General features: G+C 72.9%; 11 protein-coding genes. 5 read left to right on the top strand and 6 right to left on the bottom strand.

Annotated features, from left to right (window positions below; all coding sequences use genetic code 11):
- Window positions 1–130: 130 nt before the first annotated feature.
- From obgE to rplU, 3 genes are all read right to left on the bottom strand, one after another.
- On the bottom strand, window positions 131–1,570 hold the full coding sequence (obgE, locus tag ABT160_RS00365; protein WP_351641589.1) for a GTPase ObgE: 1,440 nt from the start codon (window positions 1,568–1,570) through the stop codon (window positions 131–133).
- A gap of 136 nt (window positions 1,571–1,706) precedes the next feature.
- Window positions 1,707–1,961 carry a 50S ribosomal protein L27 gene (gene rpmA / locus ABT160_RS00360; RefSeq protein ID WP_351641587.1) on the bottom strand — a complete coding sequence of 85 codons (255 nt, stop codon included), beginning with the start codon at window positions 1,959–1,961 and terminating at the stop codon, window positions 1,707–1,709.
- A gap of 14 nt (window positions 1,962–1,975) precedes the next feature.
- Window positions 1,976–2,296 carry a 50S ribosomal protein L21 gene (gene rplU / locus ABT160_RS00355; protein WP_351641584.1) on the bottom strand — a complete coding sequence of 107 codons (321 nt, stop codon included), beginning with the start codon at window positions 2,294–2,296 and terminating at the stop codon, window positions 1,976–1,978.
- Window positions 2,297–2,575: 279 nt separating this feature from the next.
- Here rplU and ABT160_RS00350 point away from each other — a divergent pair, with 279 nt between their 5' ends.
- The 5 genes from ABT160_RS00350 (at window position 2,576) to ABT160_RS00330 (ending at window position 9,754) form a co-directional block, all read left to right on the top strand.
- On the top strand, window positions 2,576–4,411 hold the full coding sequence (locus ABT160_RS00350) for a hypothetical protein (RefSeq protein ID WP_351641583.1): 1,836 nt from the start codon (window positions 2,576–2,578) through the stop codon (window positions 4,409–4,411).
- Between the two features lie 146 nt (window positions 4,412–4,557).
- Window positions 4,558–6,156, top strand: coding sequence for a glycosyltransferase (locus tag ABT160_RS00345; RefSeq protein ID WP_351641582.1), 1,599 nt, complete (start codon window positions 4,558–4,560; stop codon window positions 6,154–6,156).
- The gene (locus ABT160_RS00340) at window positions 6,153–6,749 is read left to right on the top strand and encodes an acyltransferase (RefSeq protein ID WP_351641579.1); all 597 of its coding nucleotides are present in this window, start codon (window positions 6,153–6,155) and stop codon (window positions 6,747–6,749) included. Before ABT160_RS00345 ends, ABT160_RS00340 begins: the two co-directional genes overlap by 4 nt.
- A 95-nt stretch (window positions 6,750–6,844) precedes the next feature.
- Window positions 6,845–8,032 carry an acyltransferase family protein gene (locus tag ABT160_RS00335; RefSeq protein ID WP_351641577.1) on the top strand — a complete coding sequence of 396 codons (1,188 nt, stop codon included), beginning with the start codon at window positions 6,845–6,847 and terminating at the stop codon, window positions 8,030–8,032.
- A 105-nt stretch (window positions 8,033–8,137) separates the two neighbouring features.
- A complete protein-coding gene (locus tag ABT160_RS00330) occupies window positions 8,138–9,754 on the top strand; it encodes a N,N-dimethylformamidase beta subunit family domain-containing protein (RefSeq protein ID WP_351641576.1) in 1,617 nt (538 codons plus the stop codon).
- An 81-nt stretch (window positions 9,755–9,835) separates the two neighbouring features.
- Here ABT160_RS00330 and ABT160_RS00325 read toward each other — a convergent pair whose 3' ends face one another.
- Genes ABT160_RS00325 through ABT160_RS00315 form a run of 3 tightly spaced genes read right to left on the bottom strand, consistent with a single transcriptional unit; the run spans window position 9,836 to window position 14,318 of the window.
- Window positions 9,836–11,119, bottom strand: a complete 1,284-nt coding sequence (locus tag ABT160_RS00325; protein ID WP_351641574.1) for a nucleotide sugar dehydrogenase — start codon at window positions 11,117–11,119, stop codon at window positions 9,836–9,838.
- Window positions 11,116–12,744 carry a glycosyltransferase family 2 protein gene (locus ABT160_RS00320; RefSeq protein ID WP_351641573.1) on the bottom strand — a complete coding sequence of 543 codons (1,629 nt, stop codon included), beginning with the start codon at window positions 12,742–12,744 and terminating at the stop codon, window positions 11,116–11,118. The genes ABT160_RS00325 and ABT160_RS00320 overlap by 4 nt, the downstream gene beginning before the upstream one ends.
- Window positions 12,741–14,318: a glycosyltransferase family 4 protein gene (locus ABT160_RS00315; RefSeq protein ID WP_351641571.1), complete on the bottom strand. Its 1,578-nt coding sequence runs from the start codon at window positions 14,316–14,318 to the stop codon at window positions 12,741–12,743. The genes ABT160_RS00320 and ABT160_RS00315 overlap by 4 nt, the downstream gene beginning before the upstream one ends.
- Window positions 14,319–14,334 lie beyond the last annotated feature (16 nt).

The raw sequence follows: 14,334 nt of genomic DNA, 5'->3' as shown, positions 1-14,334 counted from the left end.
TACGTGTAACCCTCCGCGCCCCCGCGGGGAAACGCGCGGCGCGCCGGACCGGAGATCACCCTCCGGTCCGGCGCGCCGAACTGGCCTTCCCGCGCGTGCGGGGGCGTGCGCCCCTGACGGGGCGCTCCCCTTAGAAGGGGTTGAACTCGTCGTACGCCTGGTCCGCCTCGTCGTGCTCGGCCTGGCGGTCGCGGCGACGCTGGGCGGCGGGGCGGGGGGCCTCCAGGCGGTGGTCCTCGCCGCGGCGGCCGAGCATCTCGGCGCCCGCCATCATGGTGGGCTCCCAGTCGAAGACGACCGCGTTCTCCTCGGGGCCGATGGCGACGCCGTCGCCCGCGCGGGCGCCCGCCTTCATCAGGGACTCCTCGACGCCGAGGCGGCTCAGCCGGTCGGCGAGGTAGCCGACGGCCTCGTCGTTGTTGAAGTCCGTCTGGCGCACCCAGCGCTCCGGCTTCTCGCCGCGCACCCGGTAGACGTCCTCGTGCTCGTCGAAGGTGACGGTGAAGCCCGCGTCGTCGACCGCCTTCGGGCGGATGACGATCCGGGTCGCCTCCTCCTTGGGCTTGGCGGCCCGGGCGGCGCCGACGATCTCGGCCAGCGCGAAGGACAGCTCCTTCAGGCCGGTGCGGGCGACCGCCGAGACCTCGAAGACGCGGTAGCCGCGCTCCTCCAGGTCGCCGCGGATCATGTCCGCGAGGTCCTGCCCGTCCGGGATGTCGATCTTGTTGAGGACGACCAGGCGGGGCCGGTCCTCCAGGCCGCCGTACTGCTTGAGCTCCTCCTCGATGACGTCGAGGTCGGAGACCGGGTCGCGGTCGGACTCCAGCGTCGCCGTGTCCAGCACGTGCACCAGGACCGAGCAGCGCTCCACGTGGCGCAGGAACTCCAGGCCCAGGCCGCGGCCCTGGCTGGCGCCCGGGATCAGGCCCGGCACGTCGGCGATGGTGTACACGGTCGAACCGGCCGTGACCACGCCCAGGTTGGGCACCAGGGTGGTGAACGGGTAGTCGGCGATCTTCGGCTTGGCGGCGCTGAGCACCGAGATCAGCGAGGACTTGCCGGCGCTCGGGTACCCCACCAGCGCCACGTCGGCGACGGTCTTGAGCTCCAGGACCACGTCGCCGGTGTCGCCGGGCTCGCCCAGCAGCGCGAAGCCGGGAGCCTTGCGGCGGGCCGAGGCCAGCGCCGCGTTGCCCAGGCCGCCGCGGCCGCCCTGCGCCGCGACGTACTGCGTGCCGTGGCCGACCAGGTCGGCCAGCACCTCGCCCTTGCCGTCGAGCACGACGGTGCCGTCCGGCACGGGCAGGACCAGGTCCTGGCCGTCCTTGCCGGAGCGGTTGCCGCCCTCGCCGGGCTTGCCGTTGGTGGCCTTGCGGTGCGGCGAGTGGTGGTAGTCGAGCAGCGTGGTGACCGACTGGTCGACGACCAGGATCACGTCGCCGCCGCGACCGCCGTTGCCGCCGTCGGGTCCGCCGAGCGGCTTGAACTTCTCCCGATGGACGGAGGCGCAGCCGTGGCCTCCGTTACCCGCGGCGACGTGCAGCTCGACGCGGTCCACGAAGGTGGTCATGGTGGGGTGCCTCCAGTTACGTACGGGAATGTCTACTGCTTAACACGCGAAAGGCGGACCCGCTTCCCGGGCACGGAAGTCCGTGCCGGGAAGAGGGGTCCGCCCTCGCAGTACCGCTCTACGGTCGCCCTGTGGTTCAGGCAGCCGGAACGATGTTGACGACCTTGCGGCCGCGGAAGGTGCCGAACTGCACCGCACCGGCCTGCAGCGCGAACAGGGTGTCGTCGCCGCCGCGGCCGACGCCCGCGCCCGGGTGGAAGTGGGTGCCGCGCTGGCGGACCAGGATCTCACCGGCGTTGACGACCTGACCGCCGAAGCGCTTCACGCCGAGCCGCTGAGCATTGGAGTCGCGACCGTTCCGGGTGGACGATGCGCCCTTCTTGTGTGCCATGTCTCCTCAGTCCCTTACTTCGCGGCGGTGGGGATGCCGGTGATCTTGATCGCCGTGTACTGCTGGCGGTGACCCTGACGACGGCGGTAGCCGGTCTTGTTCTTGTAGCGCAGGATGTCGATCTTGGCGCCCTTGGTGTGGTCCACGACCTCGGCCTGCACCTTGATGCCCGCGAGGACCCAGGGGTCGCTGGTCACGGACTCGCCGTCGACGACGAGCAGGGTCGAGAGCTCGACCGTGTCGCCGGACTTGGCGGTGGAAATCTTGTCAACCTCAACGATGTCGCCGACAGCAACCTTGTGCTGGCGACCACCGCTGCGCACGATGGCGTACACGCGGACTCTCTTTCGCTCGATCGGGAACCCCTGATGCCAGCCGTCCGCGCAGGCGCGAGCGCCCGCGGCTGAACCGGATGGTGTGAACGGCCTCTCCCAGGCCGCGAGGGCCGGAAGGAAGGTGCTCAGGAGCTGGCGCGCATGGAGACACGCCGACGGTCAAGGTTACGGGGCCGTCCCTGAGGGGTCAAACCGGGCCCGCCGCGCCTCCCGCGCCCCGCCGATCCCGCCCGCGGGGACCCTGGTGCGCACGCGCCGGCGGCCGGTTGAATGCCGCCCGTGCCCCTGCGTACGTACCTCACCCTGCCCCGCCTGCTGCGGCACGGCTCCGCCGTGGGCGCCGACCTGCCCCCGGACGAGGCCGTCGTCCTCGACGGACCGCTCACCGAGGAGCTGCGCGACGCCCTCGCCGCGACCGCCCGCGGCGCGCACCGGCCCGCCCGGGACCTGCTGGCCGCCACCCGCGTCGACGCCCGCTGGGAGCTGCGCGGCACGTACGCCGGCGAACTGGCCGGGGCCGCCCTGCACGCGCCGGGCTGGCTGGACGCCTGGCTGGCCGAGGACCCGCGCGACCCGGACGCCCTGCTGGTCAAGGCGGAGCTGGGGGTGCGCAGGGCCTGGGAGGTGCGGACCGCGCGCAGCGCGTCGAAGGTGTCGGCCGAGCGGTTCCGGGCCTTCTTCGCGCTCCTGGAGGACGCCGCGCCGGTGATCGGGGAGGCGGCCCGGCTGAACCCGGCGGACCCGGTGCCCTGGCGGGTCGCCCTCACCCACGCCGTCGGCGCCCAGGCCCCGCGCGAGGTGTTCGACGACTACTGGCGCGAGGCGGTCGCCCGCTCCCCGCACCACTACGGCTGCCACGCCGCCGCCCTGCAGTACCTGTGCGCCAAGTGGTACGGCTCGCACGAGGAGATGTTCGCCTTCGCCGAGCGGGCCGCCGACGAGGCGCTGCCCGGCTCGCTGCTGCACGCGCTCCCCCTGTACGCGGCGGTGGAGCACGCCCTCGCCGGGGAGCCGCCGGACGCCCGCGCCGCGGCGGCCGTGGCGCGGGCCCTCGAACTGTCGCGGGAGTACCCGCCGGGCGACCCGGAGGCCGCGGGCTTCCGCAACCACCTGGCCCTGCTGCTGATCCGCGAGGAGCGCTGGGCCGAGGCCCTCGAGGCGTTCCGGGCGATCGGCCCGCACGCCCGCAGCCAGCCCTGGGCCCGGCTCGGCGACCCCCGCGGGGAGTTCCTGGAGCACCGGGCCGGGGTGCGGCTGCAGGTCGCCGCGGACACCCCGTTCTTCGGCCGCCCGCCGGCCGCGCCCGCCCCCGCGCCGGCCACCACCCGCGCCCTGGTACTCGCGGGCGCCACGCCGCCGCAGGTCGCCGAGGCCGCCCTGATGTGCGGGGTGCCGCTGCGGATGGCCCCCGCCGGGCCGCGCGCCACCTGGGTGGAGCTGGTCGCCGGGCACGCCCCCGGCCGCCGGGCCGCGCTGACCGGCGGGGACCCGCTGACCACGGCGGCCGACACCTTCACCACCGGGGAGAAGTGGCCGGCCCTGGTGCTGCGCCGCGCCCCGGGCCGCTGCGCGCTGACGCTGCTGGTCGCCGGGGAGGTCACGGCGACGCACGAGTGGGACCTGGGCGCTCCGGTGCCGGACCACGCACGGGCGACGGCGACGGCACGGGCCCTGGCCGGGGCGTACCGGGTGGCCGACCCACGCCCCCTGGTCGCGCTCCTGCGCGCGGTGGACGCCCCGGCGGAACGGCAGGAGGCCCTGGTCAGGGCGCTGGGCCTGCCCGCGCCGCCGCCCGCCTTCGGCACCGCGGAGGAGGTGCTGCCCGGGCTGCCGGGCGCGGGCGTGCTGGACCGCCGCGGCTTCCTGGCCGGCCTGCGCGACACCCTGGCCGACGCCCCGGAGCGGCTGCTGGTCCCGGAGCACAGCGCGCCGGGGCCGCGCGGACGGTCCTGGTGGACCTGGCGGATCCTGGGCGCGCTGCTCTTCGTGCCGGCGTCCGGTTACGCGTGGTGGTCACCCGACGTGCACTGGGTGCGGGCCCTCCTGGCGACGCTCGGCGCCGTCTTCTGTGTGACGGAGATCGCTTCCGCTTGGGCCCGGCCGAAGGGGCGCTGACCTGGGGCGGGCGCGAAGGGCCCGGGCGCCGGGTCCAAGGGCCCGGCGGCCTCACAGGGAGATCCTGGATACTGGCCGGGAGGCCTTCCGCTCGGCTCCGTTTAACCGTACGGTCCGTGTTCCTGCCTCGATCAGGGAGCTACACCGTGCCGACACCAGAAATTCCCGACGAACGGCTCGCGAACGTCGCGCGCTGGGCCATATCGCGCATGTCGCGCTCCGAGCACGCGCTCGTGGCGGAACGGGTCGTCGGGTACGCCGGGCACCGCGTCCAGGACGCCCGCCTGCGCGCGGACCTGCTGACCGACGCCGCCGAGGCGCGGCTCGCCAAGGGGTACGTACCGCGCCACCTGCTCAAGGCCTACGCGGCCGAGCTGGAGTGCGCCGACGCCGCCCACGACGCGGGCAGCCGCAAGGCCGCCGCGTCCTACCTGGCCAAGGCCCTGCTGCTGGCCTTCCACCGCGTCCCGCACGTGGACGGGCTGACCTCGCCGCTGGCGGAGCGCCCGCGCCGGTTCACCGCGCCCCTGCGCGAGTCCACCGCGGCCAAGGCGCTGCGCAAGGCCCGCGGCCGCAAGGGCCCCGCCGCCGAGCCGCCCGCGGACCGGCCGCTGCGGCTGCTGGTCGCCCACCACGGCAACGACAACTTCCTCAAGCCCCTGCTGTCCCGCTACGCGGACCACCCGGAGGTGGAGCTGCGGGTCCTGGACACCGCGGCCGACCCGGTGCTCGCCCCGCTCACCAAGGGCATGGGCCGGATGATCCAGCGGGCGCTGGGCGGCCAGCCGGAGTACGGCAAGGAGGCGGAGGCGGCGCTGCGGCCGCACCTGGACTGGGCCGACACCGTGTTCATCGACTGGTGCGCGGCCGCCGCGGCGTTCTTCACCCTGGTCGACCCGCGCGACACCCGCGTCGTCGTCCGGCTGCACAGCTACGAGGCGTTCAGCTACTGGCCGCACCTGGTGGACTTCTCCCGCGTCGACGACCTGGTCTTCGTCAGCGAGCACCTGCGGGACCTGTGCGTGGCGGCGGTGCCCCGGCTCAAGGAGCCGCGCGCCCCGCGGATGCACGTCATCGACAACGCGGTGGCCCTCCAGCCGTTCGTACGTCCCAAGACGCCCGACGCCCGCTTCACGCTGGGCCTGGTCGGCGTCAGCCAGGTCGCCAAGGACCCGCAGTGGGCGCTGGAGGTCCTGAAGGTGCTGCGCCAGAAGGACAAGCGCTTCCGGCTGCACCTGATCGGCACCCCGCTGAGCCCGGACGGGGGCCCGGCCGCCGCCCGCTACCACCGCGCGTACGGCCGCGAGCTGCGCCGCCTGGAGCGGGCCGGGGCGGTGCGCCAGGTCGGGCAGACGCCGGACGTGGCCGGGGCGCTGTCCGAGGTGGGCGTGGTGCTCAGCAGCTCGGTGCGCGAGAGCTGGCACCTGGGCCTGGTCGAGGGCGCGGCCGCCGGTGCGGTGCCGGTGGTGCGCGACTGGCCGTTCTTCGCGGACAAGCCGCACGGTGCGCGGGCCCTGTTCCCCGAGGCGTGGGTGGTGACGACGCCGGAGGAGGCCGCGGAGCGGATCCTGGCGGCGACGGCGACCGAGGACGGCTGGCTGAAGGCCGGCCACGAGGCCTCCGAGCACGCACTGGTCACCTGGGACTGGGAGACCGTCAAGGGCCACTTCGACCGGCTGCTGCTGGGCGGGCGCGGGGACGTATGCTCCTCCGGCGAAGAAGCTCTCGGAAAGGCAGCGGAGTGAACTACAGGGTCCAGCCGACCGCTCAGGTCGACGAGACGGCGCAGATCGGCGCGGGCAGCAGCGTGTGGGAGCTGGCGCAGATCCGCGAGCAGGCCCGCCTGGGCGAGGGCTGCGTCATCGGCCGCGGCGCGTACGTGGGCACCGGCGTGACCATGGGCGACAACTGCAAGCTGCAGAACTACAGCCTGGTGTACGAGCCTGCCGAGCTCGGCGACGGCGTCTTCATCGGCCCCGCGGTGGTGCTCACCAACGACCACAACCCGCGCTCGGTCGACCCCGACTTCAAGCAGAAGCGCGGCGGCGACTGGGAGGCCGTGGGCGTGAAGATCGCCGACGGCGCCTCCATCGGCGCGCGTTCGGTGTGCGTGGCGCCGCTCACCATCGGCCGCTGGGCGATGGTCGCCGCGGGCGCCGTCGTCACCAAGGACGTCCCGGACTTCGGCCTCGTCGTGGGCGTGCCCGCGCGCCGGATCGGCTGGGTGGGCCACGAGGGCGTGCGCCTGGTCGAGCGCGAGGACGAGCCCGGCGCGTGGGAGTGCCCGCGCTCGGGACGGCGCTACCAGGAGCGCGACGGGGTGCTCACCGAGGCGTGAGTCACGGTCGGGGGCCCCGGCCGTGACGCCCGGCCCGTCCGGGCACATAAGATGGTCGGGTTTCCCCGGCGCCCGATCCGAGCGAAGGCCCCCACATGTCCCAGACCGACCTCCAGGTACCCGGTCAGCCGCAGCCGGCTCCCGTCCCGGTGAACCGGCCGGCCGCCGAGGCCCCGGCAGAGGCGAAGAAGCCCGCCGCGCCCCGGCTGTACGCGCTGGACGCGCTGCGCGTGCTGGCGGCCGTGTCGGTGATGGTCTTCCACTTCGCGGGTGTGGACGCGGCCACGAAGGCGAACTGGGGCGTCAACCCCAAGGAGCTGTTCCCGTGGCTGTTCCCGGCCGCGCAGTACGGCTCCTACGGCGTGCAGCTGTTCTTCCTCATCAGCGGTTTCGTGATCTGCCTCTCCGCGTGGGGGCGCTCGCCGGGGCAGTTCGTACGGGCCCGGTTCCTGCGGCTGTTCCCCGCCTACTGGTTCTCCGTGGTGGTCGCGGTGCTCGTGTGGCGCGGGCTGCCGGACGGGGCGCGCACGGCTCCCACCGTGACCGACTCGCTGTCCAACCTGACGATGTTCCAGGTGCCGCTGGGGGCGGCCCACCTGGTGGGCGCGTACTGGACGCTGTGGGTCGAGCTGACCTTCTACCTGGTCTTCCTGCTGGTGGTGTGGAAGGGCCTGGACTACACCCGGGTCTCGGTCTTCTGCTGGGTGTGGCTGCTGGCGAGCGTGCTGGCGCACCAGGACCACAAGCTCCCGCTGGTGTCGATCTTCGCGCAGCCGCTGAACACCGCGCTGTTCGTGGGCGGCATCGCGATGTACCTGATGTACCGCTTCGGCCCTGACCTGAAGCTCTGGGGCCTGCTCGGGGCGAGCTGGCTGGCGATGCAGCACGACCTGATGGCGAGCGTGAAGAGCCTGCAGGGGCGCGGCCTGGACCGCGACCCGGTCGTGGTGCTCGGCCTGGTGACCGTCTTCTACCTGCTGGTCCTCGCCGTGGCCCTGCGCAAGCTCGACTGGGTCAACTGGAAGTGGCTGGCCACCGCGGGCGCGCTCGTCTACCCGCTGTACCTGCTCCACGAGGAGCTGGGCTGGGCGATGATCCGCACGGTGTACGGACACCTGGGCGCCTGGCCGACGCTGGGGATCACCTGCGCGAGCCTGGTGCTGCTCGCCTGGCTGACCCACAAGCTCGTGGAGACGCCTTCACAGAGGTGGCTGCGGCGGAAGCTGGACGAGGAGTCCCGGAAGGCGCGGTCCCGGAAGTCGGCGGACACCGAGGCGCGTTGACGCCCGGCGCCGTGTGACCAAAATCTGGAGAAAGTCCGACCACCGAGTAAACCGCCCAAGATCGACTTCCGTCATACCTCCCGAGGAAGATCTCGGGAGGTACGCATGTCCGCACGGCCCACGCGTCGCACGCTGTTGGGGATCCTCGGAGTGGGGACGGCCGGCGCCGCGACCTCGTACGCCTTCCGCGAGGACCTGTTCCCCGACGACAGCCGCCGGGTCAAGGTGGCCAACACCCCCGTGGAGCCCGCCGAGACGGTCGAACCCGTCGTGGACCGCGCGGCCCGGCACACCACCCTCGCCGAGGAGAACCGGCTGCCCGGCTCGCGGGACTGGATGCCGTACGGCGTCGACCGCAAGATATCCGGCGACCGCGCGGGCACCATCATGGGGTACGCCTCGACCACCTCGGCCGGCCACGGCGACATCGTCAACTTCCACGTCTCGGTGGCCGACGCGCAGCGCTACCGCGTCAGCGTCTTCCGAATAGGCCACTACGGCGGTACGGGTGCCCGGCTGATGGCCACCAGCAGGTGGCTCAAGGGCGCCCGCCGCAAGGTCCCCGCCGCCGACCGGGCCACCGGTGCCATCGAGTGCGACTGGCCCGTCTCCTGGAGCCTGCGCATCCCGACCGGCTGGATGTCGGGCCTCTACCAGGCGGTGTTCACCAACGAGGACGGCGTGCGCGGCAGCACCCCGTTCGTGGTGCGCGAGCCGCAGCGCGCCTCCGACCTGCTGTGCGTGATCCCGTTCGCCACCTACCAGGCGTACAACATGTGGCCCAAGGACAAGCACACCGGCAAGAACCTCTACCGCGGCTACCAGGCCAACGGCAAGATCGGCGGCGCCGACAAGCGGGCCTTCAAGGTCTCCTTCGACCGCCCCTACTCCGGCTCGGGCGTGCCCAACTGGTTCAACATGGACACCGGTTTCGCGCGCTGGGCCGAGTCCTCGGGCCGCGACGTGACGTACGCCAGCAGCCTGGACCTGCACGACGGCACGGTGGACCCGTCGAAGTACCGCGCGGTGTTCTTCCCCGGCCACGACGAGTACTGGTCGCAGTCGATGTACGACGCCGCGCGCAAGGCCGTCGACGCGGGCGGCAACCTGGCCTTCCTGGGCGCCAACAACGTCTACTTCCACGTGCGCATGGAGCCGTCGGGGGCCGGGCGCAAGGACCGGGTCATGGCCTGCTACAAGTCCGCCCCCGACCCGGCCGCGAGCGGCACGGGCCGCACCACGCGGTTCCGCGAGCTCAGCGCCGACCGGCGGTACGCGGAACAGGGCCTGCTCGGCATCCAGTTCAACGGCATCGTGGACATCAACCACCCGGCCCCGCTGGTCGTGAAGGAGGCGGGGCACTGGCTGTGGACCGGGACGGGCCTGCGCGACGGCGAGAAGCTGCCCGCCATGGTGGGCATCGAGGCCGACGCCCACGACCCCAAGTCCCCCAGCCCGGCGGGCGCGAGGCTGACCCGGCTCGGCGTCTCCCCGTACAAGGACAACCGCCCCGGGGTGACCTGGCCGACCATCTCGGAGATCGGCCTCACCGAGTACCCCAACGGCGCGCTGGTGTTCGTCGCGGGCACCTTCCACTGGCCGCTGGTCCTGGTCGACGACGACGACTACGCCAACAAGACGATCAAGGGCGCCAGGACCCGCACGGTGATCCGCAGGGCCACCGCGAACCTGGCCGACCGGATGACCCGGAAGCGCGTCTAGGACCTGCCGCGGACGCACGAAGGGGCCCCGCCCGGCGAGCAGTTCGCCGGGCGGGGCCCCTTCACGTGGGTCGTACGGGCGTCAGCCGCCGATGACGACGCGGCGCACGCCCTCCCAGGCGGCCGGGTCGGTCGTGCGGCGGCCGTCGACCAGGACGGTGACGTCCGGCAGGTCCGCCGGGGTCAGCTCGCGGTACTCGGCGTGGTCGGCCTGCAGGATCGCGGCCGTGACCTTCTCGCCCTGGTGGGCCGGCAGGCCGTGCGCGACGAGCTCCTCGGCCGTGTACATCGGGTCCGAGACGAACGGCACCGCGCCACGGGCCTTGAGGGCCTCCACGACGCCGTAGACGCCCGAGAAGGCCGTCTCCTTGACGCCACCGCGGTAGGCGGCGCCGAGCACCAGCACGGGCACGTCCTTCAGCTCGCCGTAGGCGGCGGCCAGCAGGTCCACGGAGTAGTCCGGCATCGCGGCGTTGGCCTCGCGGGCCGAGCGCACGACGGTCGCCTCCGGGTCGTTCCACAGGTACATCCGCGGGTAGATCGGGATGCAGTGGCCGCCGACGGCGATGCCGGGCTGGTGGATGTGGCTGTACGGCTGCGAGTTGCAGGCCTCGATGACCTTCTTGACGTCGATGCCGTTCTTGTCGGCGAACCGGGCGAACTGGTTCGCCAGGCCGATGTTGACGTCGCGGTAGGTGGTCTCGGCCAGCTTCGCCAGCTCGGATGCCTCGGCGGTGCCCAGGTCCCACACGCCGTTGGGCTGCGGCAGGTCGTCGCGGACGTCGAAGTCCAGGACCTTCTCGTAGAACTCGACGCCGGCCTTGGCGGAGGCCTCGTCGATGCCGCCGACCAGCTTGGGGTAGCGGCGCAGGTCCGCGAAGACGCGGCCGGTGAGCACCCGCTCCGGGGAGAAGACCAGGTGGAAGTCCTCGCCCGGGGTCAGGCCCGAGCCCTCCTGCAGCATCGGCGCCCAGCGGGTGCGGGTGGTGCCGACCGGCAGGGTCGTCTCGTACGACACCAGCGTGCCCGGCTTCAGTCCCTTGGCGATCGCCTTGGTCGCCGCGTCCATCCAGCCGAAGTCCGGCACGCCCTCGGCGTCCACGAACAGCGGGACGACGACCACGACGGCGTCGGACTGCGCCACGGCTGCCGTGGTGTCCGTGGTGGCGGACAGCAGCTCCGCGTCCACGGTCTGCTTCAGCTTGACGTCCAGGTCGTGCTCGCCCGGGAAGGGCTCGGTGCCGGCGTTGACCAGCTCGACGACCTTCTCGTTCACGTCCGCGCCGATGACCTTGTGGCCCTTGGCGGCGAACTGCACGGCGAGCGGCAGGCCGATCTTGCCGAGCGCGACTACACAGATATTCATCGGGTTACTTTCCTCTTCAGCCGGGACAGCACGGAGCGCAGCCGCCGGCGCACCTGGGGCGACGGCTCCCACAGGGGAGCCGTGGTGATCACCAGCCGGCCCTTCGGGTTCGCGTTGGCCGAGGCGCGATAAGGGACGACCTCCCGCCAGCGGCGGGCGAGCGGCAGCGGCATGCCGCGGGTCTGGAGCGGGATCTCGTAGGTCGAGCCTGCCACGTCCAGGTGCACGCGCGCGCCGAGGGACGCCCTGCGCGGCTGCACCGGGACCTTGGCGAGCAGTGTGGTGGAGCGCCCGTCCGGGTCCGCCTGACGGGTCAACTCCCCCTCGACGGCGGGTAGTTCGTGACCGACCGGGAGCCTGCGCGCACCCGGCTTGTCGGAGCTCTTCGGCATCGCTCCCGCGACGAGCCTCACAGCGGACGAGTCGGTCTCACCGGTCACCCCGAGCCGCACGGACAGGGCTATCGACAGCTCGTCCTTGCTCTGCTCCCACTCGGCGGACACCAGGTGGGTGACCGACGCCAGCTGCGCCGCCACGCCCTCCCCGATGACCTCGAAGTACCGGTCGGGCAGGCCCACCGACGGGTCGCGGAAGCCCGGGTAGCGCACGAAGGCGCGGCCGTTCTCCAGCAGGAAGGACGGACCGCCCAGGCCGTCCAGGGTGATCGCCTCGACCAGGGTGTCCACGGCGCCGCGCTGGGCGAGCGCGATGCGCAGCCGCCGCTTGACGTCCATGGCGTCGCGCAGGTCCTCGGTGAAGTACGCGTCGGCGAGCTCGCCCACGCCCGCGCACAGCTTCTCCTGCACGGACCGGTCCAGCGAGGGGAAGTCCTCCTGGACCAGCTTGGCCAGCTCCCAGGTGAAGTGCCGGATCAGCACGTGGTCGCGGTTCGGGCCCGCCTCGATCAGCGAGGCCGCGTGGCGCATCATCCGGGCCGAGCAGTCGAGCCGGGAGAGGTGGTCGGCGCGGTAGGTGATGTTGGACGCGTCACCGCGCTTGACCGCGTAGTAGTACGTGTAGTCGCCCAGGACCGAGATCCGGCGGGCCCGCACGCACGCCTCTATGGTGAACGGCTGGTCGGAGCCGACCGGCATGTCCTCCGGGAAGCGCAGCCCGTACTTCTCCACCAGCTCGCGCCGGAACAGCTTGGTGTTGGCCAGCGCGTAGGGCAGGTCGGAGGTGTACAGGTCGATGGACGGCTGGTTGACCTTGTACAGCGTCTGGCGCACGTACCGGCCGTTGGTGCCGACCATCTTGCCGACGACCACGTCCGAGCCGTGCTCGTCGGCGTAGCCGACCATGCGCTCCAGCGCTTCCTTGCCCAGGTAGTCGTCCGAGCCGATGAAGTACACGTACCGGCCGGTGGCCAGCTCCAGGGCGCGGTTGCTGGGCGCCGCGGGGCCGCCCGAGTTCGCCTGGTGCACGACCTTGACGGTGTCCGGGTAGCGCGCGGCGTAGCGGTCCAGCTCGGCGCCGCTGGCGTCGGTGGAGCCGTCGTCGACGGCCACGACCTCCAGGCGCTCGCGCCCGATGGTCTGCGAGAGCAGCGACTCCAGGCAGTCCGTGAGGTACGGCATGGTGTTGTAGACCGCGACGACGACGGTGACGTCGGGGGTGGTCGTCATGCTCTCGCCCCGGGGGTCGTGCCGGGGACCAGCCGCGTGTACAGCCCGTCGAGCACCTCGGCCTGGGCCTCCCAGGTCCAGGTGTCCAGCAGGCCCGGCTTGTCGTACGCCGCCGTGTACCGCTCGGGGTCGGCGAGCACGGCCTTGATCGCGCGCACCAGGTCGTCGACGTCCTCCGCCGTGCAGACCTCGCCCTGGCCCGTGGAACGGGTCACCTCGGACATGGTCTTCACGTCGCTGACGACCAGCGGCAGCCGGGCGTGCGAGTACTCGAAGAACTTGGTGATCAGCGCGATCTCGTGGTTGGGCCAGTGGTGGATCGGGATGCAGCCCACGTTCGCGGCGGACAGGAAGCGCACCACCTGCCAGTGCGGGACGTACGGCACGGCGTGCAGCCGGTCCCCCACGCCGAGCTCCTCGGCGCGGCGCAGCAGCCCCTGGATGTACCCGGCGGCGGGCGCCGGCACCACGAACGCCATGTGGACGCCGTCCAGCTTCGGCAGCGCCTCCACCATGTCGCCCAGGCCGCGCTGGGGCCCCGGCGAGCCGCTGTAGACCACCAGCGGGACGTCCGGGCCGATGCCGCACAGGGCGCGCAGGTCGGGCACCTCGTCGTCGTCCGCCGGGTTCTCCACCGGGCGGTCCGGCGCGTTCAGCACGACGGTGGGCTGCTCCTTGAGGCCGTGGCGCTCGCGCAGCAGGTCGCCCAGGCCGTCGGAGACGGTGACCACGGCGTCGGCGTACGGGGCGAACTCGCTCTCGTGCGCGGTGTTGCCGGGGATCCAGTGGGCGTTGTCCTCCCACGGGCGCACGCCGGGCAGGAACTCGTGCGCGTCCCACACCAGCTTCACGTCCCGGCCCTTGGCACGGGCGCGCACGGTGGCGCGGGCGCCGACGCCCAGCATCCGGAAGTCGTTGGCGTGGATGAGGTCCGGCTTCAGCTGGTCGATGACCGGGCCGTACGTCAGCTCGTAGTCCCACAGCGCCGGCTCCAGGCGGCGCCAGGCGCGCTTGCCCTTGGTCGCCTTCCAGGTCGCGGTGAACGCCCGGTCGATCGGGCCGCGCAGGCTGCGGCCGGCCTTCTGCGCCTGCCGGGTCTGGCGGGCGCGCAGGCCGATCCACTTCTGCATGAACTTCGACGCGGGGCCGGCGAGCGCCAGGCGGGCCTGCTCGGACGTGCGGAAGGCCGGGGAGCCGACGGCCTGCGGCGCCACCCGCAGCGCGGCGCGGCGGGTGGCGACGTCCGCCCGCCAGGCCTTGGCCCACTGCTGGCGGTAGGCGGACATCGGGCCGGGCGGGTAGGCCAGCGGGCGGCGCAGCGGCGAACGGTGCCGCTCGGCGTGCCGCTTGGCCAGCGGGGTCTTCAGCGGGAGCAGCCGGACGTCGGCGTCGCCGAGCTTCCAGGTGCGCCCGTTGCCGCTGCGGACCAGGCCGAGCAGGGTGACGTCCCAGCCCGCCGCGGCCGCCGACTCCGCGGCCTTCTGCACGCGGGAGTCGCCCTCGACCTTGTTGTCGACCAGCATGACGACGCGGCCCTTGCGGGGACGGGGCGCGCCGGCACTCTGCGTTTCCATCAACTGCCTTTCTGGA

This window comes from Streptomyces sp. NPDC001941 (genome assembly GCF_040296945.1).
Lineage (GTDB): Bacteria > Actinomycetota > Actinomycetes > Streptomycetales > Streptomycetaceae > Streptomyces.
Note: the sequence above shows the minus strand (reverse complement) of the source record. Positions and strands in the feature narration are given on the sequence as shown.